Consider the following 24,282-nt stretch of genomic DNA (forward strand, 5'->3'; position numbering starts at 1 on the left):
TCACATTCCTTGAGATGTGCACTATTCCTGTGGGAGATTCTATGGTTTTCAGCAAGCCAGTTTCGCGCCTTTAGTGACGTATTCGTCCTGATTTTTCATCAGGGCGAATGCCACCCGCGCGAGCTTTCTTGCCAGGATTACCAAAGCTTGGGTTGTTGCTTTACCACTGCTCCGATGCTGTTCGTAAAGCCCTTTCCAGGCTGCCGATCTGCTGGCCGCCATCGCAGCGTTGTGCAATAAGCGACGAATTTCTGAACAACCTCGCTTGGTGAGGCGACGTCGCCCATTCTTCTGCCCGGAATCACTGACTCGTAAATCCATTCCTAGGAATGCAATGTACGAGTCACTGCTTTTGAACTCGCCCCTTGTAAAAGCCATCACCAATGCTGCGGCGGTGAGAAAACCAATGCCCTCTACTGCCTGGCAGCGAGCGACTTGTTCCTGTAGCCCAGCGTCTCGCAGTACTTCTTTAATCTTCTTTTGAATCAACTGATCCAGCCGATCTATCGACTTCACAAAAGTTTCGAAGGCGGCTTTCAAAAGGCTTTCGTTAGCCCAGCTCTGAGTCATTGCAGTACGAGCAGTCACCAAGGCGGCTCTGCGTCGCAAGAGGCTCTGAAGCTTGCCGTAGACAGCGGGAGGCGGGCTCCAAGGGCGAAGGTCCTCGCCTTCATTTTTTAAAAAACGGGACAACAACCGAGCATCGGAGGGGTCGGTTTTAACCCGTCCCCCAACACTTTTCCGGTAGTTGCTCAATTGAAAACCATCGATGACATAGACCTCGAAGCCTAGGCTGTGGGCCAATTCAACCAGGTCCAAGTGGTAGACATTGGTCGCCTCAACAGCGATAGCGGTGTTGAGGGTTTGTTGCTTGAGCCACCTTCTGATCTCGAGTTTGGAGTTTTTCAGCCTGATGATCTCGTCGCGATCATCGTGGTGGATAACCAGCTCAGCCTTCGCGACATCCGCACCCACGATCAACTTACCTACCTGCATTGCCATGGGCGGCTCCTCACGTTATGGTTTTTCGGCTTGAAGGGGTTTCACCAAGAGGCGCTGGCTTGCTTCTATCGTCGCTTGCAAACGATGCATTCTTTATCGGCGCTTTGGTGGAAGGGGTGGGGCGATGTCTCCCACGGTCTGTACTGCTGTGAACAGTCAGAATCGGGCATTTAGTCCCACCACCCCTTCAAGTCTAACCATACAAGCGGGTTCACCCGCGAAGAGGCCCGCACAGGCAGCCCACATCTCAAAGTAATGCCAAAGCCTTCCGCTTCAACCCATCCAGGTCAATCACCGCCACCCCGACCACCTTGGCCCGCTCATCCCACTCCCTTATCCGCAAGCTCACCTCGAACAGCGGATCCCGCTCGAACACATCCGCCTCGTCCTCGCTCATCACGCCCCCCTGGTACTCCAAGGTCCGCCGGCTCGCTTCACTCAACCTCTGGTAATACCCAGGCTGGCGCAAAGTCAGGTAGCGCTTGGCCTCCACGTGATACTGCACCAGCCGCGCCATGCGTTCGCCGAAGCCACAGCGGCGTAAATACTCAGCGCCGATGCGCTCATGGCTGACCACGCCATAACCGCCCATGCTGGCGTCACCGCCGCACAGGTGGCCGATGTCGTGGAAGAACGCCGCCAGCACCACTTCGTCGTCGAAGCCTTCGGCCATGGCCAGTTGCGCGGCCTGGGACATGTGCTCGAGCTGGGTGATGGCTTCGCCGATGTAGTCGTCACTGCCGTGGCGTTCGTACAGCGCGAAGGTGCTGTCGATGATCTGGGCTGGGGTCGGCATCACTGTCTTCTCCTGGCTTGATTGGGTGCTGCGAAGTGGCCGGTGCAGGTTACTGCTGAGCCACCTTCTCCGACTTGCCGTCATAGCGTTTGCGCCACTCGGCCAGGATCTGGTCACGGTTCTTCGAGGCCCAGGCAAAGTCGTTCTTGATCAGGCGCTGTTCATAGTCCGCCGGCAGTTCGGTCTGCGGCTTGGCAATACCCGGGGCAGCCAGCACGGCGAAGTTCTCCTTGTACAGCTCCATGGCCGCCGGGCTTGCCGAGAAATCAGCCAGGCGCCTGGCCGCATCCGCTTTTGGCGAACCTTTGATCACCGCAGTCGCCTCGATCTCCCAGCCCAGGCCTTCCTTCGGCAGCACGATGTCCAGCGGCGCGCCCTGGCGCTTGAGCTGCACGGCCGGGTACTCGAACGAGATACCGATCGGGAATTCACCCGCTGCGGCAAGCTTGCACGGCTTGGAACCGGAATGAACGTACTGGCCGATGTTCTGGTGCAGCGCATCCATGTACGCCCAACCCTGTGGCTCGCCAAAGGTCTGCAGCCAGGCACTGACATCCAGGAAGCCGGTGCCGGACGAGGCCGGGTTCGGCATGACGATCTTGCCTTTGTACTCGGGCTTGGTCAGGTCCTGCCAGCTCACCGGCTTGCTCAGGCCCTGCTTCTCGGCCTCGATGGTATTGAAGCAGATGGTCGCGGCCCACACGTCCATACCGACCCAGGCTGGCGGGTTGGCAGCATCGCGGTAATTGGCGGCAATCTTGCCCAGGTCCTTCGGTGCGTAGGCTTCGAGCATGCCGTTCTGGTCGAGGATAGCCAGGCTGGAAGCAGCCAGGCCCCACACTGCGTCGGCTTGCGGGCGGTCTTTCTCGGCCAGCAGCTTGGCGGTGATGATGCCGGTGGAGTCACGAACCCACTTGATTTCGATGTCCGGGTTGGCCTTCTCGAAGGCCTGCTTGTAGCTCTTCAGCTGTTCGGCTTCCAGGGCGGTGTAGACCGTCAGCTGGGTGCCAGCGGCCGAAGCCTGCAGGCTGAACACGGCGGAAACGGCAGCAGCAAGTGCAAGGTGCTTGTACATGGGTAGGTTCCTTACAGGTCAGACGGTCGCGGCGCGTTGGCGCCAGGCTTGGGAGCGGCGCAGCAGGCCGCGTGAGGCTGCGGCCAGCAGCAGTGAAGCGCCGGCACTGGTCAGCAGGATCAGGGTGGACATGGCGGCGGCACCACCGACATTGCCGGCGTCATCCATGTTCAGCACGGCAACGGCAGCCAGGATGGTGTCGGGGCTGTACAGAAAGATCGCCGCCGACACGGTGGTCATCGCCGAAACGAACAGGTAGCGGATGATGTCCAGCAGTGCCGGCAGGCAGATCGGCACGGTCACCCGCAGGAAGTGCCTGTACAGCGGCGCCTTCAGCGACAGCGCGGCGGCCTCGAACTCGCCGTCGAGCTGGCGTAGGGCGGTGGTCGCGGTCATCTGCGCGGTGGTCAGGTAGTGGGCGATGGTGCACACCACCAGCAGCCCCATGCCGCCGTAGAACACATGCAGCAGGTTGCCGTTCAGGTTGAAGAAGAATACGTAGCCCAGGCCCAGCACCAGGCCCGGCACGGCCATGGGGATGAAGCTGAGCAGGCGCAGCGCCTGGTTGAGCAGGCGTTGGCTCTGGGTCTTCTCCATCAGGTAGGCGCCGGTGAAGATCACGATGCTGCCGATCAGCGCGGTGCCGATGGCCATGGTCACGCTGTTGCGGTAGGCCAGCCAGCCACCACCGGCGGAGTCCTCGAACATGTAGTGACGCAGCGACAACGACAGGTTGTAGGGCCAGAACGTGACCAGCGACGAATACACCGCCATGCCGATCACCAGCAGCAATGCCGCGCACACCAGCAGCACGATCGCCAGGAAGCAGGCATCACGGCCCCGCGACGGCTTGGGCTCGAACACCTGGGCACGGCCGCTCATGGCCTCGCCCTGGCGCCGACGTAGCCAGGCATCGACGGTAAAGCTGAACAGCGCCGGCAACAGCAGCACCATGCCGATCAGCGCGCCGCGGCCGAACTGCTGCTGGCCGACCACCGCCTTGTAGGCTTCCAGCGCCAGCACCTGATAGTCGCCGCCGACCACGACCGGTACACCGAAGTCGGTGATGGTCAGGGTAAATACCAGGCAGAACGCTGCGAATACTGCCTGGCGCGTGGCCGGCCAGGTGATGCTGGTGAACGCTCGCCAAGGGCCGGCACCCATGCTGGACGCTGCGTCGAACAGGCGTGCATCGGCCAGCGATAGCGCCGACAGCAGGATCATCAGGGCATGCGGGAAGGTGTAGATGGCCTCGCCCAGCACAATGCCCCAAAAGCCATAGATGTTGTCGCTGAGCAACCCGCGCAGCAGCCCCTGATTACCGAACAGGTAGACCAGGGCGATGGCCGGCAGCATTGACGGCGCCAGCAGCGGCAGCAACGAAATCCCCCGCCACAGGCCTTTGCCCGGAATCAGCGTGCGTTGCAGGGCATAGGCGAACAGGTAGGCCAGCGGCACCACGATGGCTGCCACTGTGAAGGCCACCGACAAGCTGTTGCCCAGCAACCAGTGGAAGTTTTCACTGGCCAACAGCTCGCGGGCCGCCAGCAGGCCGCCACCCTGGCCCGCTTCAGCGCTGAAGCCGCGCCAGAAGATCGCCAGCAGCGGCATCAGCACCGCCAGCACCAGAAGGATCAGCAGCAGGCTCTTGCCGCCGATGACGAACAACCGGTCGCCCAGGGCGACGCCAGCACGCGGCGTGGCCTTGGCATGGCTCAGCGGCAGGGATATTGGCGCGGCCATCTCAGGCAAACACCTGCAGGCTCTGCGGCGGCAGCGCCACCCAAATGTCCTGCGAGCCCAGCCGCGGCATGGCCTCGGGAGCCAGCTCCGCCAGCAGTGCATGGCCAGGCAGCGCCTTGAGCTCGAAGCTCATGCGGCAGCGGTTACCGAGGAAGGTGATTTCACGGACCATGGCCGGGAACAGGTTTTCTTCGTGCACCGCAGGGTTGACCGTGATCGCCTCCGGGCGGCAGAACAGCCGTCCGCTGCTGGGTCGGGCCGAACCTGGTGCCAGACGCATGTTAATGCCACCGACCTGGGCATGGCTGTCACTGCTGCGCTGGAACGGCAACCAGTTGCCCTGGCCGACGAACTCGGCAACGAACGGCGTGGCCGGCTGGTCGTAGATTTCCTGCGGGGTGGCGTATTGCTCGACCTGGCCGTTGTTCATCACCGCAATGCGGTCGGCCATCAGCATGGCCTCGTCCTGGTTGTGGGTGACCATCAGCGTGGTGATACCCAGCTGGCGCTGCAGTTGGCGCAGTTCGGTGCACAGGTGCTCGCGCACCCGGGCATCCAGCGCCGACATCGGCTCGTCCAGCAGCAGCAACGACGGCGATGGTGCCAGCGCGCGGGCCAGGGCCACACGCTGCTGCTGGCCCCCGGAAAGCTGACCGGGGTATTTCTTCTCGCTGCCGGCCAGGCCCACCAGTTCGAGCATTTCGGCCACTCGCTGGCGAGCCTGTTCACGGCCGCTGCCAGTCAGGCCATAGGCGATGTTGGCTTCGACGGTAAGGTTGGGGAACAGCGCGTAGGACTGGAACAGGATGCCGTAGTCACGGGCCTGGGGTGGCAGCTCGGAGATATCGCGCTCGCCGATGTACAACGTACCGCGGTCCTGGCGCTCCAGGCCGGCGATGCAGCGCAGCAATGTGGTCTTGCCGCAGCCGGAAGGCCCGAGCAGGCACACCAGTTCGCCGGCGGCGATGTCCAGCGAGACATCGTTCAGCGCCGTGAAGGCGCCGAAGCGCTTGTGGATGTTGCGCACTTTCATCTGTGCGCCGGGGGTGGTGTGGTTCATGGCAGGGCCTCATCGAAGAGATGGGGGCCATGCTAGGAAGGCTGTGCGAAGGTTCTGTGGCTTTAGGGCAAAAGCCGGTGATAGTGGTATAGGCAGATTTTGTAGTGGTCTTCGCGGGCCTCTTCGCGGGTAAACCCGCTCCCACAGGAATCTCGCCGCATCTGAAGGCTGTGCAGTACCTGTGGGAGCGGGTTTACCCGCGAAGAAGCCAACACAGGTCTAGAACTATGAACCGGCCACTTCCTGCGCCACCCCAAGGAAGGCCGCCGGCAACCGGGCCTGCCGCCGCTCCTTCAGGCAATACAGGTACTCATGCATCACCGGCGCGTTCTCCAGCGCCAGCACTCGCAACTCAGGGTTGTGTGGCACCTCGTGCCGGGCAATCACGCTGATGCCGATATTGCGCAGCACCGCCTCGCGGATCGATTCGCGGCTGCCAATCTCCAGCAACGCCCCGGCCTTCACCCCGGCCTCTTGCATCATCTGCTCGGTCAGCTTGCGTGTGGTCGAGCCCTTCTCGCGCATCAGCAGGCAATGCCCGGCCACCACGTCAATGGACACCGCCTGGCGGTGTGCCAACGGGTGGTTGCGATGCACCGCCACCACCAACGGGTCGGTCCCCAGCACCCGCCGCACCAGCCGAGCATCTTCCAGCAGTTGCGACGAAGCGGCGATATCCACCCGGTAGTCCTCGAGCATCTCCAGCACCTGCTGCGAGTTGCCGATTTCCACCGCCACCTCCACCTGCGGCAGGCGTTCACGGTAGATCTTCACCAGGTCGAGGATGTAGTAAGGCGCCGTGGCCGCGATGCGCAAGCTGCCCTGGGCCTGGCCGCTGTTGCGCAGCTCGAACTCGATGTCGGCCTCCTGCTGCAGCAGTGCCTTGACCATCGGCAGCAGGCGCACGCCCTCCTCGCTCAGCACCAGGCGCCGCCCGCCGCGGTAGAACAGCTCCACCGCGTACTGGCTCTCCAGGTTGCGAATCTGCGTGGTCACCGTGGGCTGGCTGAGCCCGAGCTTCTTCGCCGCCAGGGTGATGCTGCCCAGGCGGGCCACCATGTAGAAGGCTTTAAGCTCCGAACTCAGCATGCACGTCCTCTATTTGCGCAACAGGCGCAAGCCGTTGAACACCACCAGCAGGCTCACGCCCATGTCGGCGAACACCGCCATCCACATGGTGGCCATGCCGGCAAAGGTGATCGCCAGGAATATCGCCTTGATGCCCAACGCCAGAACGATGTTCTGCATGAGGATCGCCGCACTTTGGCGCGACAGCCTGACGAAGGCCGGGATTTTCCGCAAGTCGTCGTCCATCAGCGCCACATCGGCGGTCTCGATGGCGGTGTCGGTACCGGCCGCCGCCATGGCAAAACCAATCTCGGCGCGGGCCAGCGCCGGGGCGTCGTTGATACCGTCACCGACCATTCCCACCCGATGGCCCTGGGCGTACAGGGTTTCGATGCTCTTGAGCTTGTCGGCAGGCAGCAGGTTGCCTTCGGCACGGTCGATACCCACCACGGTGGCGATGGCCTGGGCGGTATGCGGATTGTCACCGGTCAGCATGACAGTCTTGATGCCCAGCTCGTGCAGCTCGGCGATGGCCTGGCGACTGCTTTCCTTGACCGTGTCGGCCACCGCGAACAGCGCCAACGGGCCGGAGCGGTCGAGCAGCAGCACCACGGTCTTGCCCTGGCGCTCCAGCGCATCCAGCTGGGCCTCGAGCTCGGGCGAGCACAGCCCCAGCTCCTCGACCAGACGGTGGTTACCCAAGTGGTAAACCTCACCCGCGATGGTACCGCGCACACCGCGCCCGGCCAGGGCGGCGAAGTCATCAACCTCGCTCAAGGCCAGGCCTTGCTCCTTGCCGAACTGGGCAATGGCGCGGGAGACCGGGTGGTCGGAACGCTCGCCCAGGCTGGCGGCCAGGGCTTGCGCGCGGCCTTCGAACAGCGGCTCCAGTACCTTGGCGTCGGTCTGCACCGGCTTGCCGTGGGTGATGGTGCCGGTCTTGTCCAGGGCCAGGAAGTCCAGCTGGCGCCCGCCTTCCAGGTACACGCCACCCTTGATCAGGATGCCCTTGCGCGCGGCGGCAGCCAGGCCGCTGACGATGGTCACCGGGGTCGAGATCACCAGGGCGCATGGGCAGGCCACCACCAGCAGCACCAGGGCGCGATAGACCCAGTCGAACCAGGCACCGGCCATGAACAGCGGCGGTATCACCGCAACGGCCAGGGCAATGGCAAACACCACTGGGGTGTAGATGCGCGAGAAGCGGTCGACGAAACGCTGGGTAGGCGCCCGCACGCCTTGCGCTTCCTCGACGGCCTTGATGATCCGCGCCAGAGTCGATTGCCCGGCAGCGGCGGTAACGCGGAACTCCAGCGCCCCTGCCTGGTTGATGGTGCCGGCGAACAACTTGTCGCCCACGGCCTTTTCCACAGGCAGGCTTTCGCCGGTGATCGGCGCCTGATCGACAGTGGATTGCCCGCTGGTCACTTCACCGTCCAGGCCAATGCGTTCGCCGGGGCGCACCCGCACCAGGGCCCCGATGGCCACCTCCCGCACCTCCACTTCCCGCCATTGGCCATCGGCCTGGCGCACGGTGGCCATGTCCGGGGTGAGCTGCATCAGGCCGCCAATGGCGTTGCGCGCGCGGTCCAGCGAGCGGGCTTCGATCAGCTCGGCGACGGTGAACAGCACCATCACCATGGCCGCTTCCGGCCACTGGCCAATGAGCACCGCGCCAGTCACGGCAATGCTCATCAGCGCGTTGATGTTGAGGTTGCGGTTTTTCAGGGCGATCCAGCCCTTCTTGTAGGTACCCAGGCCACAGCCGAGAATCGCTGCCAGCGCCAGCGCCGCCACCACCCACTCCGGGGCCAGCGCGGCAAAGTGCACGATTTCGGCGGCGATCGCGGCAATACCGGACAGCGCCAGCGGCCACCAGCGGGTCTTGGCCACTTGCGGTGCGCTGGCAGTGCTATCGTCTTCGGCGCCAAGCGGCTCGGCTTTCATGCCCAGGCTGTCGATGGCCTGCTCGATTTCAGCAGTGCCACCCAGAGTGTGGCGAACGCCAAGCACACGGTTGATCAGGTTGAATTCCAGCTGCTCGATACCGGCCAGCTTGCCCAGCTTGTCCTGGATCAGGGTCTGCTCGGTAGGGCAGTCCATGGCCTCGATGCGGAAACGGCTGAACTGGGCGTGGCTGCTGGCCTTTTCGCTCAGCTGGACCAACGCTGGCGCAGCAGCGCTGCCACAGCAGCTGTGGGCGTGGTGATCGTGCTTGTGTTCGTGGCTGACAGGCTGGTTCATGGGGTCATCCTTAATTTGAGCCTGTTGCCAAGTGAACACCCTGTAGCCACTATAGGGTCAAGCCACTTGCTGGAGAATTTCGTGATGAAGATCGGAGAACTGGCCAAAGCCACCGACTGCGCCGTGGAAACCATCCGCTACTACGAGCGTGAACAGCTGCTGCCGGAGCCGGCGCGAAGCGACGGTAACTACCGGCTGTACACCCAGGCCCACGTCGAGCGGCTGACGTTCATCCGCAACTGCCGCACCCTGGACATGACCCTGGATGAAATCCGCAGCCTGCTACGCCTGCGCGACAGCCCCGATGATTCGTGCGGCAGCGTCAATGCGCTGATCGACGAGCATATCGAGCATGTGCAGGCGCGGATCGATGGATTGGTGGCGTTGCAGGAGCAGTTGGTGGAGCTGCGGCGGCGCTGCAATGCGCAAGGGGCGGAGTGTGCGATCTTGCAGCAACTGGAGACGAACGGGGCGGTATCGGTGCCGGAAACCGAGCATTCGCATGTAGGGCGAAGCCACGGGCATTAAGCCAAAAGCTTCGCGGGTAAACCCGCTCCCACAGGTACTGCACAGGCCTGAGCTTTGTGCGGTCCCTGTGGGAGCGGGTTTACCCGCGAAGAGGCCGGTACAGGCAATAGAGATCTGTCACACCGCCATCGGCGCCGTCATCGGCGCATGGTGCTCATACCCTTCCAGCCAGAAATCGCTCGGCTCGATCTTCTCCAGCCACTCCGGCTCGTACTTGCCCGTCTCGGCAAACGCTGGCACGCGGTCGCTGATCACCAGCTTCGGCGCCTCCAGCGGCTCACGCTTGAGCTGCTCGTTGAGCATGTCCAGGTGGTTCTCATACACATGGGCATCGCCGATGAAGTAGGTGAACCAGCGCGGGGTGTAGCCGGTCAGGCGGCCGAACAGCGACAGCAGCGCCGCGCCTTCGGTGAGGTTGAACGGCGTACCCAGGCCCAGGTCGTTCGAGCGGATGTAGAGGGTCAGGGAAATTTCCCTGGTCTCAACGTTCGGGTGGAACTGGTACAGCAGGTGGCACGGCGGCAAGGCCATTTCGTCCAGCTGCGCGCAGTTCCAGCCGTGGAACAGGATACGGCGGCTGCCCGGGTCGTTGGCGATGGTGTCCAGGCACTGGCGCACCTGGTCGATGGCCTTGTACAGGATGACGAACGCGACGCCGTCCTCCTCGTCCTGGGCGATGCGGCGGAAGCCCGCCTTCTCGGCCATTTCGATGGCCGCCGGGTTGCTCAGCGGGATGCGCTTGTAGCCCGGCCACTGGCGCCATTGCACGCCGTAGATCTCGCCCAGGTCGTCATGGCCCTGGCGGAACGGGTTGGCCAGCCACTGGGCGTTCTCGTTGGCGTTCTGGTCCCAGACCTTGCAGCCCAGTTCGCGGAATTCACCGGCGTTCTTCACGCCACGCAGGAAACCGACCATTTCGCCGATCGCCGACTTGAACGCCAGTTTGCGCGTGGTAATGGCCGGGAAGCCCTTCTGCAAGTCGAAACGCAGCATGGCGCCCGGCAGGCTGATGGTGCGGATGCCGGTGCGGTTGCCCTGCAGCGTGCCGTTGTCGATGACGTCGCGGACCAGGTCCAGATACTGTTTCATGGCTTACCTGTAGCAAAAACGGCAGGGGGATCGCCCCTGCCGTGGGATTAATCAGGCGGGTTTCGCCGTAGGCTTGCGATTATAAGCCCACCAGATCAGGCCAAGGCCAGCCAGGATCATCGGCACGCACAGAATCTGACCCATGGTCAGCCAACCCCAGGCCAAGTAGCCCAGCTGGGCATCCGGTACGCGGACGAATTCGACGATGAAGCGGAAGATGCCGTAGAACAGCGCGAACATGCCGGATACCGCCATGGTCGGCCGCGGCTTGCGCGAGAACGCCCAGAGGATCAGGAACAGCGCCACACCTTCGAGTGCGAACTGGTACAGCTGCGATGGGTGACGCGGCAGCTGCGCCGGGTCGCTGAACGGTGGGAAGACCATCGCCCATGGCACGTCGGTGGCCTTGCCCCACAGCTCGGCGTTGATGAAGTTGCCGATACGCCCGGCCCCCAGGCCGATCGGCACCAGCGGCGCGACGAAGTCCATCAGCTCGAAGAACGACTTGTTGTTGCGCTTGCCGAACCACAAGGCCGCCAGCATCACGCCGATGAAACCGCCGTGGAACGACATGCCACCCTTCCACACCTCGAAGATCAGCGTCGGATTGGCCAGGTAGGCGTGCAGGTCGTAGAACAGCACGTAGCCCAGGCGACCACCGACGATCACACCCATCGACAGCCAGAACACCAGGTCGGAGAGCTTTTCGCGCGTCCAGGTGGGGTCGAAGCGGTTCAGCCGGCGCGATGCGAGCAGCCAGGCACCGCCGATGCCGACCAGGTACATCAGGCCGTACCAATGGATTTTCAGCGGCCCGATGGCCACGGCCACGGGGTCTATCTGCGGGTAAGGCAGCATGGAACTTCCTCTCGATTCAAATCAAAAAGCTGAGGCCGACACAGAACAGCAGGGCTGCGAACAGGCGTTTCAACAGACGTGGCGACAGCTTGTGCGCCAGGCGCGCGCCGAAGCGGGCGAAAAACATGCTGGTCACGGCAATGCCGAGCAGCGCCGGCAGGTACACGTAACCCAGGCTGTGGGCCGGCAGGTGCTCTTCGTGCCAACCCAGCAGCATGAAACTCAGGGCACTGGCCAAGGCAATGGGCAGGCCACAGGCCGAAGACGTGGCCACTGCCTGCTGCATGGGCAGGCTGCGCCAGGTCAGGAACGGCACGGTCAGCGAACCGCCGCCGATGCCGAAAATGGCCGAAGCCCAGCCGATCACCCCACCTGCACTGATCAGCGCGGGCTTGCCGGGGATGCCACGACTGGCCTTGGGTTTGAGGTCCAGGGCCATCTGCGCGGCGATGACCAGGGCGAACACACCGATGATCTTTTGCAGCAACGGCCCCTGTATCAGCGAGGCGGTCTTGGCGCCGACACCGGCCCCAAGGAGGATGCCGAGGGTCATCCAGGCGAAGATCGGCCATTGCACCGCGCCCTTGCGATGGTGCTCGAGCACGGCGTTGATCGAGGTGAAGACGATGGTTGCCAGCGACGTACCGACAGCCAGGTGGGTCAGCACCGAGGCATCGAAACCCTGCAAGGTGAAGCTGAACACCAGCACCGGCACGATGATGATACCGCCGCCCACGCCGAACAGCCCGGCCAGCACACCGGCGCAGGCACCCAACAGCAGATAGAGCACGAATTCCATTCGTCTTCCCCAAGAAATCAATCCGGCATGGTAACGGAAGCCGGGCTCACGGCTCTAGTGAACTGTGTGTCAGGTTGGAAGTGCCCCATCGGAGTGGGTACAGTGGAAAAAAACCGGAGGCCCTACCGATGTGCCTGATCGTATTCGCCTGGCGACCGGGGCACGCCCTGCCGCTGATCGTGGCGGCCAACCGCGATGAATTCTATGCCCGCCCCACCCAGGCCCTGGCGGCCTGGGAGGATGCTCCCGGGGTATATGCCGGGCGCGACCTGGAGGCCGGCGGCACCTGGCTGGGCGTCGGACCGCAGGGGCGGTTCGCGGCGCTGACCAATATTCGCGACCCGGCGCAGGCTTTGGGGCCGCGCTCGCGGGGCGAGCTGGTGGCGGCGTATCTGCAGGGGGAGTTGGGGGTCGAGGCCTATCTGGACCAGGTGGCCAGCCGCAGCAGGCAATATTCAGGGTTCAACCTGCTGGTGGGCGATGGACGGCAGCTGGGCTATCTGCATGCCCGGGACGCGGCGCCGGGCTTGCTGGAGGCCGGGGTTTACGGGCTTTCCAATGCCGGGCTGGATACGCCTTGGCCGAAGCTGGTGAAGGCGCGCAGTGGGCTGGAAGGGTTACTGGAAACACCAGAGCCACAGCGCTTGCTGGCATTGCTGGCCGATGCCGAACCTGCGCCGGAGGGCGAGTTGCCGGAGACGGGCGTGGGGTTGGCGACCGAGAAGTTGCTGTCGAGCGTGTTCATTGCCAGCCAGAACTACGGGACGCGGGCGAGCACGGTGCTGATTGTGGATGATCAGGGCAAAAGGCTGCTTATTGAACGCAGTTTCGGGCCCTTTGGTGGGCATTTGGGGGAAGTTGAGTTGCTGGCCTTATAATTTGATGTTGCTTGCTCCGGCCTTCGCGGGTAAACCCGCTCCCACAGGGATTGCGCCGCATCTGAAGGCTGCGCTGTACCTGTGTGCGGGTTTACCCGCGAAGAGGCCGGAACAGGCCACCTCACACTCAGAGGGTTTTATTGGCCCCAGGCCCGATCATCCGCGCCAACCCAAGGTTTTTCAGGGCCAGTTGCAGCGAGCTGTGGATAACCTGCGGGTTGTCATGGCTCAGGGCCTCAGTCAGCAATTCCTTGGCCTTGCCCAGGTTGATCTGACGCAGCATCCACTTCACCTTCGGCAGGTTGGTGGCGTTCATCGACAGACTGTCGAAGCCCATGGCCATCAACAGGATCGCCGCTGCCGGGTCACCGGCCATCTCACCACAGATACTCACCGGCTTGCCTTCGCCATGGGCGTCGCGCACCACCGTGTTCAGCGCCTGCAACACCGCCGGGTGCAGGTAGTCGTACAGGTCGGCGACCCGCGGGTTGTTGCGGTCCACCGCCAGCAGGTACTGGGTCAGGTCGTTGGAACCAACCGACAGGAAGTCCACCTGCCGCGCCAGCTCCTTGGTCTGGTACACCGCCGCAGGAATTTCCACCATCACGCCAACCGGTGGCATCGGCACATCGGTGCCTTCGTCACGCACCTCGCCCCAGGCGCGGTGGATCAGGTGCAGCGCCTCTTCCAGCTCATGGATGCCGGAAATCATCGGCAGCAGGATACGCAGGTTGTTCAGCCCCTCGCTGGCCTTGAGCATGGCGCGGGTCTGCACCAGGAAGATTTCCGGGTGGTCGAGGGTGACGCGAATGCCGCGCCAGCCGAGGAACGGGTTTTCTTCCTTGATCGGGAAGTACGACAGCGACTTGTCGCCACCGATGTCGAGGGTACGCATGGTCACCGGCAGCGGGTGAAAGGCCGCCAGCTGCTCGCGGTAAATGGCCAGCTGCTCTTTCTCGCTGGGGAAGCGCTGGTTGATCATGAACGGCACTTCGGTGCGGTACAGCCCCACCCCTTCGGCGCCGCGCTGCTGGGCACGGGCCACATCGGCGAGCAGGCCGGTGTTGACCCACAGCGGCATGCGGTGGCCGTCCGGGGTAACGCACGGCAGTTCGCGCAGGGCATCCAGGCCCTGGGCCAGCTGGCGCTCCTCCTCGACCACGTCGCTGTACTGCTTGCGCAGCACTTCGCTGGGGTTGGTGAACACCTCGCCCTTGTAGCCGTCGACGATCATCTCGATGCCGTCGACCTTGGAATAAGGCAGATCGACCAGGCCCATCACCGTGGGGATGCCCATGGCGCGAGCCAGGATGGCGACGTGGGAGTTGCCCGAGCCCAGTACCGAGACCAGGCCGACCAGCTTGCCTTCCGGCACTTCGCCGAGCATCGCCGGGGTCAGCTCTTCACTGACCAGGATGGTGTTGTCGGCATACACCAGCGACTGCGCGCGGGCTTCCTGCAGGTAGGCCAGCAGGCGCCGGCCCAGGTCCTTGACGTCGGAGGCGCGCTCGCGCAGGTAGTCATCGTCCATCAGCTCGAAGCGGTTGACGTGCTCGCCCACCACCTGGCGCAGTGCGCCCTGGGCCCACTGGCCGGTCTTGATGACTTCGGTCACCTCACCGCCCAGAGCCGCGTCTTCGAGCATCATCAGGTACACATCGAACAGTGCACGCTCCTCCGGGCGCAGCTGGGTGGCCAGCTTGGCCGACAGCTTGCGCATATCGTCGCGCACACCTTCGAGGGCGTTCTGGAACAGCTTCAGTTCGGCGTCGATGTCATCGACGGTCTTGTCCGGCACCACTTCCAGATCGGCTGGCGGCAGCATCACCACTGCGCGCCCCACGGCGGCGCCAGGCGAGCCCGGTACGCCGACGAAGCGCGCTTCCTGGATACCCTTGCCCTGGCGGCCCAGGCCACGGATCGAGCCGGTGGCCTCGGCGTGGGCGATAACCCCTGCGAGCTGGGCGCTCATGGTGACCAGGAAGGCTTCTTCGCCCTCGTCGAACTGGCGGCGCTCCTTTTGCTGGATGACCAATACCCCGACCACGCGGCGGTGGTGGATAATCGGCGCACCGAGGAAGGAGGCGAATTTTTCCTCGCCTGTTTCGGCAAAATAGCGGTAACGCGGGTGGTCGGCAGCGTTTTCCAGGTTCAGCGGCTCTTCCCGGGTACCGACCAGGCCGACCAGGCCTTCGTTGGGGGCCATGCTGACCTTGCCGATGGAACGCTTGTTCAGGCCTTCGGTGGCCATCAGCACGAAGCGGTTGGTTTCCGGGTCGAGCAGGTAGACCGAGCAGACCTGGCTGCCCATGGCCTCCTTGACACGCAAGACAATGATCCCCAACGCCGACTTGAGATCTTTGGCGGAGTTTACTTCCTGGACGATCTTGCGCAGCGTATTGAGCATGGCTCGGGGTCGAACTCCGTCGTCAGTCGCGCGTCAGCAGACGCGGTGCTAGCTCTTTCAGGGCGCGTCGGTAGACCTCGCGCTTGAATGTCACAACCTGGCCCAGCGGGTACCAATAGCTGACCCAACGCCAGCCGTCGAATTCCGGCTTGCCGGTCAGGTCCATCCGCACCCGTTGTTCGTTGCTGACCAGACGCAGCAGGAACCATTTCTGCTTCTGGCCGATGCACAGCGGCTGGCTATGCGTACGCACCAGTCGCTGGGGTAAACGATAACGCAACCAGCCACGGGTGCAGGCAAGAATTTCCACATCATCGCGTTCAAGGCCAACTTCTTCGTTCAGCTCGCGGTACAGGGCATCTTCCGGCGTCTCGTCAGGGTTGATGCCACCCTGGGGAAACTGCCAGGCATCCTGGTTGATCCGTCGAGCCCATAGCACCTGCCCGGCATCATTCGTGAGAATGATCCCGACATTGGGGCGAAAACCATCCGGGTCGATCACGGCAGCAACCTCGCAAACGCATGTCACCGCATTGTTCCACAAAGCTTGCGAGCGCAGCAACGCGCCCGCCAAGCTTATGTGCAGCAGCGTGAAAACTCCGTATTCTGCGGACCTACCCTGTGGCTTATGCGAGTGACCGCGATGCGCCTGGCTTTATTCGACCTGGACAATACCCTCCTCGGTGGCGACAGCGACCATGCCTGGGGTGACTACCTTTGCCAGCGCGGCATCCTCGACCCGGTTGCCTACAAGCAACGCAACGATGGCTTCTATCAGGAATACCTGAACGGCACCCTGGACCTGCAGGCCTACCTGGCCTTTTCCATGGAAATCCTTGCGGCAACACCAGTAGCCCAGCTCGACGAATGGCACCATGATTTCATGCGCGACTGCATCGAGCCGATCATCCTGCCAAAGGCGCTTAGCTTGCTGCAGCAGCACCGCGAGGCCGGCGACCAGCTGGTGATCATCACCGCCACCAACCGCTTCGTCACCGCACCGATTGCCCGGCGCCTGGGGGTTCGCGTGTTGCTGGCGACCGAATGCGAAACGCGTGATGGCCGCTATACCGGACGTAGTACCGATATACCGTGTTTCCGTGAAGGCAAGGTGACGCGGCTGGAGCGCTGGATGCTGGAGAACGGCTTCGACCTTGAGGACAGCTATTTCTATAGCGACTCGATGAACGATTTGCCGCTGTTGCAGCGGGTGGCGCATGCGGTGGCGGTGGACCCCGACCCGAAGCTGCGGACGGAGGCCGAGATGCGTGGGTGGCCTGTGGTTTCGCTGCGGGATTGAGGTTTTCCTGTGCCGGCCTCTTCGCGGGTAAACCCGCTCCCACAGGTACTGCACAGCGCTCAAGCCTTGCTCAGACCCTGTAGGAGCGGGTTTACCCGCGAAGAGGCCAGCACATACAGCACAAAGCTGTCAGACCGGCTTGGCCCCCATCAGCCCGGCGATGGACAGGAAGCAAACCCCACTGAACACCGCCAGTGCCAGGGTAAAGCGCAACCCCACCACCTCGGCCTTGCGCAGCCGGTTCAACCGCACCAGCAGCCACCACACGGCAAACGCGCCCAGCGTATAGATGACGCTGGACGCCAGCACCCAGGCCTGCCCCAGCGGCCAGCCCACCAGGTGCACCAGCCACCAGCCGGTGAACGGCATGCTCACCAGGCACAGGCCCATCACCAGCCAGACGAACACCAGCGGCCGACGCAGCAGCTTGGCGAAAGCCTCGGCATCGCCCTGGCGTCGGGCGTGCACGGTCCAGAGCGCCAGGCCCAGAGCACCCAGCAGCAGGAGCGCGGTGGCGATGATGTGCAGGGTCTTGAGGGTGGTCAGGTGTTCCATGTCTCGGTTGTCCTTAAGCAGGCCATTTTGTGCAGGCTTCTTCGCCGGCTTGCCTGCTCCCACAGGGATATCACAGGCCCTGAAGCCTGCGCAGTACCTGTGGGAGCGGGCAAGCCCGCGAAAGGGCCGTCAGCCCCAGCTTAGCCGCTCAGCCCAGGAACAGCTTGTAAGCCGGGTTGTCGGTTTCGTCCCAGTACGGGTAGCCGATCTTGGCCAGCGCCGCCGGCACCATGTGGCGCTCGTCCTCCGGCACCTGCAACCCCGCCACCACGCGCCCGTCAGCGGCGCCATGGTTGCGGTAATGGAACATCGAAATGTTCCAGCGCCCGCCCAGCTTGTTGAGGAAGTTGAACAGCGCCCCCGGCCGCTCGGGGAACTCGAAACGCAGCACCATCTCGTCACTGGCGCCGGCCGAATGACCACCAACCATATGGCGAATATGCAGCTTGGCCAGCTCGTTGTCGGTCAGGTCGGTAACCGGGAAGCCCTGCTCGGTCAGTTGCTGTACCAGCGCCGCACGCGGGTCGTTTTCCGGGTGCGTCTGCACGCCGACGAAGATATGCGCCTCGTCGGAGGTGTGCTTGCGGTAGTTGAATTCGGTGATCTGGCGCTTGCCGATAGCCTCGCAGAAGGCCTTGAAGCTGCCCGGGCGCTCAGGGATGGTAACGGCGATGATCGCTTCGCGCTTTTCACCCAGCTCGGCACGCTCGGCCACATGGCGCAGGCGGTCGAAGTTGACGTTGGCACCGGAGTCGATGGCCACCAGGGTCTGCCCGGTCACGCCGTACAACTCGACGTACTTCTTGATGCCCGCCACGCCCAAGGCACCGGCAGGTTCGGTGATCGAGCGGGTATCATCGTAGATATCCTTGATAGCCGCGCAGATTTCGTCGGTACTGACGGTGACCACTTCATCCACATGATGGCGGCAGATGTCGAAGGTGTGCTGGCCGATCTGCGCCACCGCCACACCGTCGGCGAACAGCCCGACCTGCGGCAGCACCACGCGCTCGCCGGCCGCCATGGCCGCCTGCAGGCAGTTGGAGTCGTCCGGCTCGACACCAATCACCTTGATTTCCGGGCGCAGGTATTTCACGTAGGCAGCAATGCCGGCGATCAGGCCACCACCACCCACCGGCACGAAGATCGCGTCCAGCTGGCCTGGGTGCTGGCGCAGGATTTCCATGGCCACGGTGCCCTGCCCGGCGATAGTGTGCGGGTCGTCGTAGGGATGCACGTAGACGAAGCCCTTTTCATCGACCAGTTTCAGCGAATAGGCCAGCGCCTCGGGGAACGAGTCGCCATGCAGCACCACCTTGCCGCCCCGCGAACGCACGCCCTCGACCTTGATCTCCGGGGTGGTCTTGGGCATCACGATAGTGGCCTTGATACCCATCTCGCGCGCAGCCAGGGCCAGGCCCTGGGCATGGTTGCCGGCAGAGGCGGTGACCACGCCGCGGGCCAGTTCTTCCGGGGTCAGTTGGGCCAGCTTGTTGTAGGCCCCGCGGATCTTGAACGAGAACACCGGCTGCAGGTCTTCGCGCTTGAGCAGAATCTGGTTGCCCAGGCGCTTGCTCAGCTGCCCGGCGCTCTGCAGCGGGGTTTCGACCGCGACGTCGTAGACGCGCGAGGTGAGGATCTTCTTGACGTACTGTTCGAGCATCGGGAATGCATCACTGGGCCGCGGGACAAGGGCTGGGAGTCTACCCCAGCGCTACGTCGGGCGACCACAGCAAAGCCGCCCGAGCCGTTATACTAGGCTCTTTTCGAAACCGCCCTGCCCCTCTCGGAGCCCGCATGACCCAGGACCAACTCAAACAGGCCGTCGCCCAGGCCGCTGTCGACTTCATTCTGCCCAAGCTGGATGAAAAGAGCGTCGTCGGCGTCGGCACCGGTTCGACCGCCAACTTCTTCATCGACGCCCTGGCTCAGCACAAGACCGCCTTCGACGGCGCGGTCGCCAGCTCCGAAGCCACTGCCCAGCGTCTGAAGGGCCATGGCATCCCGGTCTACGAGCTGAACAGCGTCAGCGAACTGGAGTTCTACGTGGACGGCGCCGACGAGAGCGACGCGCACCTGAACCTGATCAAAGGCGGCGGCGCAGCCCTGACCCGCGAGAAGATCGTCGCCGCCGTGGCCAAGACCTTCATCTGCATCGCCGATGCCAGCAAGCTGGTACCGGTGCTGGGCGCGTTCCCGCTGCCGGTCGAAGTGATCCCGATGGCCCGCAGCCACGTGGCGCGCCAGCTGGTCAAATTGGGCGGTGACCCGGTGTACCGTGAGGGCGTGGTTACCGACAACGGCAACGTGATCCTCGATGTGCACAACCTGCAGATCACCAACCCGGTGGAGCTGGAAGCGCAGATCAATGCCATTGTTGGCGTGGTGACCAACGGCCTGTTCGCGGCACGGCCGGCGGATTTGCTGCTGCTGGGTACCTCTGAGGGCGTGAAGAGCCTCAAGGCTGAGTAACCTTCTTCGCGGGCGCGCCCGCTCCCACAGGTATTGCACAGGGTCCGAAACCTGTGGCGTACCTGTGGGAGCGGGCATGCCCGCGAATAGGCTCTCACAGGCACTCACTCCGCTGGCTGTTTGAACACATAGAACAAGTTCGGCTCACTGACCAGATAGATGGTCCCCGCCTCATCCATCGCAATCCCCTCCGCCTGCGGCACCGTCGCCTGCAACCCCTGGAACCCCTTGCGTAACGACAAGGTACTCAGCGGCCGGCCTTCCACATCCAGCTCCAGCACCAGCCGCGACTCGTCCGACAGTGCCAGCAGGTGCCCGCTGCGCTCATCGAACTGCAAGCTCGACAGGTCCCGCACGAACAGCCGCGAATCGCGCTTGCGGTCCTGCACCACATGCACCGCATAGGGCTGCTCAGGATTGTCGTGCGGGAAGCCATGCACCTCGTAGATCAGCATTGGGTCACGCTCCTTGGCCACGAACAGGCGCTTGCCCGCCGAATCATAGGCCAGCCCCTCGAAGCCCTTGTTGCCATTCAGGCCAATGCCCAGGGTCAGCTGCTCGGCATCGCCGGCATCGAGGAACATCGTGTCGTCCTCCAGGCGCACGCGAATCAGCCGCTGCTGACGCTCGTCGGTGATCACATAGCTGTTGGGCCCGACGTACTCCACGGCTTCCGGGTCGCCGAAGCCGGTCAGCGGCACTCGGCGCAGGATGCGCCCGTCCAGCGACAGCTCGATCAGCTCCGAGCGTGCATTGGTTACGGTAAACAGAGTCTTGCGGTCGGGGTCGTAGGTCAGCGCCGAGATGTCGTCATCCAGCCCCTCGATCGGCTGCGCCTCCACCAACACCCGGTAACGGTCCAGGCCGATGCTTTGCTCGGCTGGCTGCCACCAGGCCTTGAGGTTGAACCAGCCACGCTCGAACAGGCGAAACTCCTGCCCGGCCAAGCCGAGCAGGATCAGGCCGATAACGACCAGAACAGGGAACGGACGAACAAAACGGCGCATGAGGGAAGACTCGACACAGGGGTGACGAATCTAATCACGAACAACTGAAGTAAAGCTTAATGCCAGCATCCGAAAAGTCGGATGTTTGGGTCAGTTTTTGCTGAAGCGATAGAACAGTGCCGGCTCGCTGACCATGTACAGGTTGCCCTTGTCGTCCATGGCCACCCCTTCGGCACGCGGGATGGTGTGCTGCAGGCCGTTGAAACCGCCGAGCAGGGTCATGAAACTGACTTGCTGGCCCTGCTCGTCCAGTTCCAGAAGCATGTTGGAGTCGGACGACAGCACCAACAAGTGGCCGGTACGCGGATCCACGCCAAGCGCCGAGAGGTTGCGCAGGTCCAGTTCATCACTGGGCAAAAGCTGTTTTTCACCCGTGAGCGGGCTGCGACCGTCGGTTTTCCAGGTATACAGCCGGGGCGGGCGCTCCTCGCCGATTACCAGGCGCTGGCGCAGCGGGTCCCAGGCCACCGCCTCGAAGCCCTTGTTGCTCTTCACCGACGGGCCCAGGTCGTGGTTCTGGAAATCATCATGGTTCAACGAGGTGGTTTGCGCATCCACCTTGACCACGGTCAGGTCGTGCAGGCGCTCATCGGTGATTGCCAGGTAGCCGTCCTCCAGCACGGCGACGCCTTCCGGGTTGTTCCAGCCGTTGAGGGGGATCTTGCGCAGCACATCGCCATCCAGGCTCAGTTCGACCAGGATCGGGTTCTTGCCCATGACTGCGAACAGGGTGCGGGTACGCGGGTTGAAGGCAACATCCGAAGCTTCATCGTCGTCCATGCCCGGCAGCGGCTTGGCATCGATGTCGACCTGGTAGTCCGGCAGCCATACGCTTTCGCTACGTTCGGCGGTGCTTTCGAAGCTTTCCTTGACCCACAGCGCGCCGCGGTCATCCCAGTGCATGGCCACGGCCACGCCATAGCCGATTACCGCCGCCGCGGCCAGGCCGAAGGGCCAGCGCAGGAAGAAACGACGCTTGGGGGTTGCCGGGGCGCTGGAGGGAGATGGCATGCGGGGGTCCTGGGGAAATGGGCGTAGATTCGCGCATTATCCGGATCAGGTGTGAAAAATCGGTAAACAGGACCGGCCTCTTCGCGGGTAAACCCGCTCCCACAGGCATAGCGTCGCCCTTGAGGGTTGCGCAGTACCTGTGGGAGCGGGTTTACCCGCGAAGAAGGCGACGCGGTCTCGAGTCAGAGCACCCGGCTTTCGAAGCGGCTCACACCCGGCAACTCCAGCACCAATTCGTCACCGACATTGAACGGCCCCACACCCGCCGGGGTACCGGTAAGGATCACATCCCCCGCCTGCAGCGAGAAATGCGCGGCCATGTGCTGGATCATCGGCACGATCGGGTTGAGCATCATCGCGCTGTTACCATCTTGGCGAACTTCGCCGTTGACTGTCAGGCGCACCGGGATGTCGGTCACATCCTCGAAGCTGGCGGCCGACACGAACGGCGGCAGTACGCAGGCGCCATCGAAGCACTTGGCCAGCTCCCAGGGCAGGCCCTTCTCTTTCAGCTTGGCCTGCACGTCACGCAGGGTAAGGTCCAGCGCCGGTGCGTAGCCGGAAATGGCGTCCAGCACCTCTTCCTCGCTCGGGTGAGTCGACAGCGGCTTGCCGAGCAGCACGGCAATTTCCGCCTCATAGTGCACCGAGCCACGTTCCGTCGGAATCTTGAAGCCACCCTCGGCTGGTACCACGCAGCTGCCCGGCTTGATGAACAGCAGCGGTTCGGTGGGGATCGGATTGTCCAGCTCCTTGGCATGCTCGGCATAGTTACGGCCGATGCACACCACCTTGCCCAGCGGGAAGTGAATGCGTGTGCCGTCTACGTACTGATGCTGGTAACTCATGGCGACTCCTCTGGATACTGCTTTCTATTCAGGTGCGAAGATCTTACCCGGATTCATGATGCCGTTAGGGTCGAACACGGCCTTTATTGCCTTCATGCAGGCAATTTCTTCGGGCGAGCGGCTGTAGCCCAGGTAGTCACGCTTGGTCATGCCCACACCATGCTCGGCGGAGATCGAGCCGTTGTAGCGCTCGACGATCTCGAACACCCACTTGTTGACCTTGGTGCACGAGGCGAAGAAGTCGTCCTTGCTCATGTGCTCGGGCTTGAGGATGTTCAGGTGCAGGTTGCCGTCGCCGATGTGGCCGTACCACACCACTTCGTAATCCGGGTAATGTTCGGCGACGATGGCATCTATATCGCGCAGGAACGCTGGCACTTTCGACACCGTGACAGAAATGTCGTTCTTGTACGGGGTCCAGTGCGAGATTGTTTCCGACAGGTACTCGCGCAGTTTCCACAAGTTTTTCAGCTGGGTCTCGCTCTGGCTCATCACCCCGTCCAGCACCCAGCCTTGTTCGACGCAGTGCTCGAAGGTGGCCAGCGCTTCGTTGGCCACCTCCTCGGTGCTGGCCTCGAACTCCAGCAGCGCGTAGAACGGGCAGTCGGACTCGAACGGCGCCGGCACGTCGCCACGCGCCAGGATCCTGGCCAGGCCCTTGTCGGAGAAGAACTCGAAGGCAGTCAGGTCCAGCTTGCCCTGGAAGGCATGCAGCACAGGCATGATCGAGTCGAAATCGGGGGTACCCAGCACCATCGCGGTGAGGTTGCGCGGCGCACGGTCCAGACGCATGGTGGCCTCGACCACGAAGCCAAGGGTACCTTCGGCACCGATGAACAGCTGGCGCAGGTCGTAGCCGGTGGCGTTCTTGATCAGGTCCTTGTTCAGCTCCAGCAGCTCACCCTTGCCGGTCACCACTTTCAACCCGGCCACCCAGTTGCGGGTCATGCCGTAGCGAATCACCTTGATTCCACCGGCATTGGTGCCGATATTGCCGCCAATCTGGCTGGAACCGCTGGAGGCGAAGTCCACCGGGTAATACAAGCCCTGTTCTTCGGCGTAGGCCTGCAGCTGGCGGGTAATCACCCCTGGCTGGCAGACCACGGTGCGGTCGAAGGCATTGAAGCCGAGAATCTGGTTCATGTAGTCGAAGGCGACCACCACTTCGCCATTGGCCGCCACGGCGCCTGCAGAAAGCCCGGTACGCCCGCCAGACGGCACCAGCGCCACCTTGTGCGTGTTGGCCCAGCGCACGATCGCCTGCACCTGCTCCACCGTCTTGGGAAAGACGATGGCGCTGGGTGCCGGTGGGTAATGCTTGGTCCAGTCCTTGCCATAGGCTTCCAGGGAAGCTGCGTCGGTCAGGACCTTGCCAGGGTCGACAAGGGTCATCAGTTCATCAATTACAGCGGGGTGGGTCATCGCTGGAACTCTCGACTTATTCATAGTCACCCTGAGCACTCTTCACCTGTCGGGATAAGCTCAGATTGTGTCGCGTATGCTAGCATAGCCCTCCCGCTGTTCATGCTAAGGCTGCCTTTG

Annotated in this window: 22 protein-coding genes; 4 read left to right on the forward strand and 18 right to left on the reverse strand. The window is 63.1% G+C overall.

The window, feature by feature from the left end; genetic code table 11:
• Positions 1-48: 48 nt before the first annotated feature.
• From QN085_RS24400 to QN085_RS24430, 7 genes are all read right to left on the reverse strand, one after another.
• Positions 49-1,002, reverse strand: coding sequence for an IS110 family RNA-guided transposase (locus QN085_RS24400; protein ID WP_013973518.1), 954 nt, complete (start codon positions 1,000-1,002; stop codon positions 49-51).
• Positions 1,003-1,249: 247 nt separating this feature from the next.
• Positions 1,250-1,798, reverse strand: a complete 549-nt coding sequence (locus QN085_RS24405) for a phosphonate degradation HD-domain oxygenase (protein ID WP_031324536.1) — start codon at positions 1,796-1,798, stop codon at positions 1,250-1,252.
• Between the two features lie 49 nt (positions 1,799-1,847).
• The gene (locus QN085_RS24410; protein ID WP_015272178.1) at positions 1,848-2,873 is read right to left on the reverse strand and encodes a putative 2-aminoethylphosphonate ABC transporter substrate-binding protein; all 1,026 of its coding nucleotides are present in this window, start codon (positions 2,871-2,873) and stop codon (positions 1,848-1,850) included.
• An 18-nt stretch (positions 2,874-2,891) separates the two neighbouring features.
• Entirely contained in the window at positions 2,892-4,616 is a 1,725-nt protein-coding gene (locus QN085_RS24415; protein ID WP_041506352.1) for a putative 2-aminoethylphosphonate ABC transporter permease subunit, read from the reverse strand.
• Position 4,617: 1 nt separating this feature from the next.
• Positions 4,618-5,676, reverse strand: a complete 1,059-nt coding sequence (locus QN085_RS24420; protein ID WP_023661303.1) for a putative 2-aminoethylphosphonate ABC transporter ATP-binding protein — start codon at positions 5,674-5,676, stop codon at positions 4,618-4,620.
• 225 nt (positions 5,677-5,901) lie between these two features.
• Positions 5,902-6,765, reverse strand: coding sequence for a LysR family transcriptional regulator (locus tag QN085_RS24425; protein ID WP_013974661.1), 864 nt, complete (start codon positions 6,763-6,765; stop codon positions 5,902-5,904).
• A gap of 9 nt (positions 6,766-6,774) precedes the next feature.
• The gene (locus tag QN085_RS24430; protein WP_023661332.1) at positions 6,775-8,988 is read right to left on the reverse strand and encodes a heavy metal translocating P-type ATPase; all 2,214 of its coding nucleotides are present in this window, start codon (positions 8,986-8,988) and stop codon (positions 6,775-6,777) included.
• Positions 8,989-9,072: 84 nt separating this feature from the next.
• Between QN085_RS24430 and cadR the strand changes: the two genes are divergently transcribed.
• Positions 9,073-9,516 carry a cadmium resistance transcriptional regulator CadR gene (gene cadR / locus QN085_RS24435; protein ID WP_015272183.1) on the forward strand — a complete coding sequence of 148 codons (444 nt, stop codon included), beginning with the start codon at positions 9,073-9,075 and terminating at the stop codon, positions 9,514-9,516.
• A gap of 117 nt (positions 9,517-9,633) precedes the next feature.
• Here cadR and QN085_RS24440 read toward each other — a convergent pair whose 3' ends face one another.
• Genes QN085_RS24440 through QN085_RS24450 form a run of 3 tightly spaced genes read right to left on the reverse strand, consistent with a single transcriptional unit; the run spans position 9,634 to position 12,262 of the window.
• Positions 9,634-10,605: a thymidylate synthase gene (locus tag QN085_RS24440; RefSeq protein WP_013974664.1), complete on the reverse strand. Its 972-nt coding sequence runs from the start codon at positions 10,603-10,605 to the stop codon at positions 9,634-9,636.
• A 51-nt stretch (positions 10,606-10,656) separates the two neighbouring features.
• Positions 10,657-11,463, reverse strand: a complete 807-nt coding sequence (gene lgt / locus QN085_RS24445; protein ID WP_013974665.1) for a prolipoprotein diacylglyceryl transferase — start codon at positions 11,461-11,463, stop codon at positions 10,657-10,659.
• 16 nt (positions 11,464-11,479) lie between these two features.
• Positions 11,480-12,262, reverse strand: a complete 783-nt coding sequence (locus QN085_RS24450; RefSeq protein WP_013974666.1) for a sulfite exporter TauE/SafE family protein — start codon at positions 12,260-12,262, stop codon at positions 11,480-11,482.
• 128 nt (positions 12,263-12,390) lie between these two features.
• Here QN085_RS24450 and QN085_RS24455 point away from each other — a divergent pair, with 128 nt between their 5' ends.
• Positions 12,391-13,140, forward strand: coding sequence for an NRDE family protein (locus QN085_RS24455; protein WP_285688788.1), 750 nt, complete (start codon positions 12,391-12,393; stop codon positions 13,138-13,140).
• Between the two features lie 127 nt (positions 13,141-13,267).
• Here the strand turns inward: QN085_RS24455 and ptsP are convergent, their stop codons facing one another.
• Together ptsP and QN085_RS24465 are read right to left on the reverse strand one after the other, a co-directional pair.
• Positions 13,268-15,547 carry a phosphoenolpyruvate--protein phosphotransferase gene (ptsP, locus tag QN085_RS24460; RefSeq protein ID WP_023660917.1) on the reverse strand — a complete coding sequence of 760 codons (2,280 nt, stop codon included), beginning with the start codon at positions 15,545-15,547 and terminating at the stop codon, positions 13,268-13,270.
• A gap of 22 nt (positions 15,548-15,569) precedes the next feature.
• Complete coding sequence (locus QN085_RS24465; RefSeq protein ID WP_003249017.1) at positions 15,570-16,049, reverse strand: RNA pyrophosphohydrolase; 480 nt, start codon at positions 16,047-16,049, stop codon at positions 15,570-15,572.
• Between the two features lie 141 nt (positions 16,050-16,190).
• Between QN085_RS24465 and QN085_RS24470 the strand changes: the two genes are divergently transcribed.
• Positions 16,191-16,847, forward strand: a complete 657-nt coding sequence (locus QN085_RS24470; protein ID WP_023660916.1) for a histidinol-phosphatase — start codon at positions 16,191-16,193, stop codon at positions 16,845-16,847.
• 129 nt (positions 16,848-16,976) lie between these two features.
• Here the strand turns inward: QN085_RS24470 and QN085_RS24475 are convergent, their stop codons facing one another.
• Positions 16,977-17,402 (reverse strand): DUF2269 domain-containing protein, encoded by a 426-nt coding sequence (locus tag QN085_RS24475; RefSeq protein ID WP_023660915.1) that lies wholly within the window; start codon positions 17,400-17,402, stop codon positions 16,977-16,979.
• A 148-nt stretch (positions 17,403-17,550) separates the two neighbouring features.
• Positions 17,551-19,065: a threonine ammonia-lyase, biosynthetic gene (gene ilvA, locus QN085_RS24480; RefSeq protein WP_015272188.1), complete on the reverse strand. Its 1,515-nt coding sequence runs from the start codon at positions 19,063-19,065 to the stop codon at positions 17,551-17,553.
• A 134-nt stretch (positions 19,066-19,199) separates the two neighbouring features.
• Between ilvA and rpiA the strand changes: the two genes are divergently transcribed.
• Complete coding sequence (rpiA, locus tag QN085_RS24485; RefSeq protein ID WP_013974672.1) at positions 19,200-19,874, forward strand: ribose-5-phosphate isomerase RpiA; 675 nt, start codon at positions 19,200-19,202, stop codon at positions 19,872-19,874.
• A gap of 104 nt (positions 19,875-19,978) precedes the next feature.
• Here rpiA and QN085_RS24490 read toward each other — a convergent pair whose 3' ends face one another.
• From QN085_RS24490 to QN085_RS24505, 4 genes are all read right to left on the reverse strand, one after another.
• Positions 19,979-20,881: an SdiA-regulated domain-containing protein gene (locus tag QN085_RS24490; RefSeq protein ID WP_023660914.1), complete on the reverse strand. Its 903-nt coding sequence runs from the start codon at positions 20,879-20,881 to the stop codon at positions 19,979-19,981.
• A 90-nt stretch (positions 20,882-20,971) separates the two neighbouring features.
• Positions 20,972-21,892: an SdiA-regulated domain-containing protein gene (locus tag QN085_RS24495; protein ID WP_013974675.1), complete on the reverse strand. Its 921-nt coding sequence runs from the start codon at positions 21,890-21,892 to the stop codon at positions 20,972-20,974.
• A 182-nt stretch (positions 21,893-22,074) separates the two neighbouring features.
• Positions 22,075-22,740 (reverse strand): fumarylacetoacetate hydrolase family protein, encoded by a 666-nt coding sequence (locus QN085_RS24500; RefSeq protein ID WP_015272191.1) that lies wholly within the window; start codon positions 22,738-22,740, stop codon positions 22,075-22,077.
• Positions 22,741-22,764: 24 nt separating this feature from the next.
• On the reverse strand, positions 22,765-24,162 hold the full coding sequence (locus QN085_RS24505; protein ID WP_013974677.1) for a D-2-hydroxyglutarate dehydrogenase: 1,398 nt from the start codon (positions 24,160-24,162) through the stop codon (positions 22,765-22,767).
• Between the last annotated feature and the right edge of the window lie 120 nt (positions 24,163-24,282).

The sequence above is a fragment of the Pseudomonas sp. M2(2023) genome, from assembly GCF_030263955.1.
GTDB classification, from domain to species: Bacteria; Pseudomonadota; Gammaproteobacteria; order Pseudomonadales; family Pseudomonadaceae; genus Aquipseudomonas; species Aquipseudomonas asiatica.

Bases quoted from the DNA above. Each gene is read 5' to 3' on its own strand.
- QN085_RS24400 (WP_013973518.1), bottom strand. From the start codon at position 1,002: ATGGCAATGCAGGTAGGTAAGTTGATCGTGGGTGCGGATGTCGCGAAG.
- QN085_RS24455 (WP_285688788.1), top strand. From the start codon at position 12,391: ATGTGCCTGATCGTATTCGCCTGGCGACCGGGGCACGCCCTGCCGCTG.
- QN085_RS24475 (WP_023660915.1), bottom strand. From the start codon at position 17,402: ATGGAACACCTGACCACCCTCAAGACCCTGCACATCATCGCCACCGCG.
- QN085_RS24500 (WP_015272191.1), bottom strand. From the start codon at position 22,740: ATGAGTTACCAGCATCAGTACGTAGACGGCACACGCATTCACTTCCCG.
- cadR (WP_015272183.1), top strand. From the start codon at position 9,073: ATGAAGATCGGAGAACTGGCCAAAGCCACCGACTGCGCCGTGGAAACC.
- QN085_RS24410 (WP_015272178.1), bottom strand. From the start codon at position 2,873: ATGTACAAGCACCTTGCACTTGCTGCTGCCGTTTCCGCCGTGTTCAGC.
- QN085_RS24470 (WP_023660916.1), top strand. From the start codon at position 16,191: ATGCGCCTGGCTTTATTCGACCTGGACAATACCCTCCTCGGTGGCGAC.
- QN085_RS24420 (WP_023661303.1), bottom strand. From the start codon at position 5,676: ATGAACCACACCACCCCCGGCGCACAGATGAAAGTGCGCAACATCCAC.
- QN085_RS24495 (WP_013974675.1), bottom strand. From the start codon at position 21,892: ATGCCATCTCCCTCCAGCGCCCCGGCAACCCCCAAGCGTCGTTTCTTC.
- QN085_RS24505 (WP_013974677.1), bottom strand. From the start codon at position 24,162: ATGACCCACCCCGCTGTAATTGATGAACTGATGACCCTTGTCGACCCT.
- QN085_RS24440 (WP_013974664.1), bottom strand. From the start codon at position 10,605: ATGAAACAGTATCTGGACCTGGTCCGCGACGTCATCGACAACGGCACG.
- ilvA (WP_015272188.1), bottom strand. From the start codon at position 19,065: ATGCTCGAACAGTACGTCAAGAAGATCCTCACCTCGCGCGTCTACGAC.
- lgt (WP_013974665.1), bottom strand. From the start codon at position 11,463: ATGCTGCCTTACCCGCAGATAGACCCCGTGGCCGTGGCCATCGGGCCG.
- QN085_RS24415 (WP_041506352.1), bottom strand. From the start codon at position 4,616: ATGGCCGCGCCAATATCCCTGCCGCTGAGCCATGCCAAGGCCACGCCG.
- ptsP (WP_023660917.1), bottom strand. From the start codon at position 15,547: ATGCTCAATACGCTGCGCAAGATCGTCCAGGAAGTAAACTCCGCCAAA.
- rpiA (WP_013974672.1), top strand. From the start codon at position 19,200: ATGACCCAGGACCAACTCAAACAGGCCGTCGCCCAGGCCGCTGTCGAC.
- QN085_RS24450 (WP_013974666.1), bottom strand. From the start codon at position 12,262: ATGGAATTCGTGCTCTATCTGCTGTTGGGTGCCTGCGCCGGTGTGCTG.
- QN085_RS24430 (WP_023661332.1), bottom strand. From the start codon at position 8,988: ATGAACCAGCCTGTCAGCCACGAACACAAGCACGATCACCACGCCCAC.
- QN085_RS24425 (WP_013974661.1), bottom strand. From the start codon at position 6,765: ATGCTGAGTTCGGAGCTTAAAGCCTTCTACATGGTGGCCCGCCTGGGC.
- QN085_RS24405 (WP_031324536.1), bottom strand. From the start codon at position 1,798: ATGCCGACCCCAGCCCAGATCATCGACAGCACCTTCGCGCTGTACGAA.
- QN085_RS24490 (WP_023660914.1), bottom strand. From the start codon at position 20,881: ATGCGCCGTTTTGTTCGTCCGTTCCCTGTTCTGGTCGTTATCGGCCTG.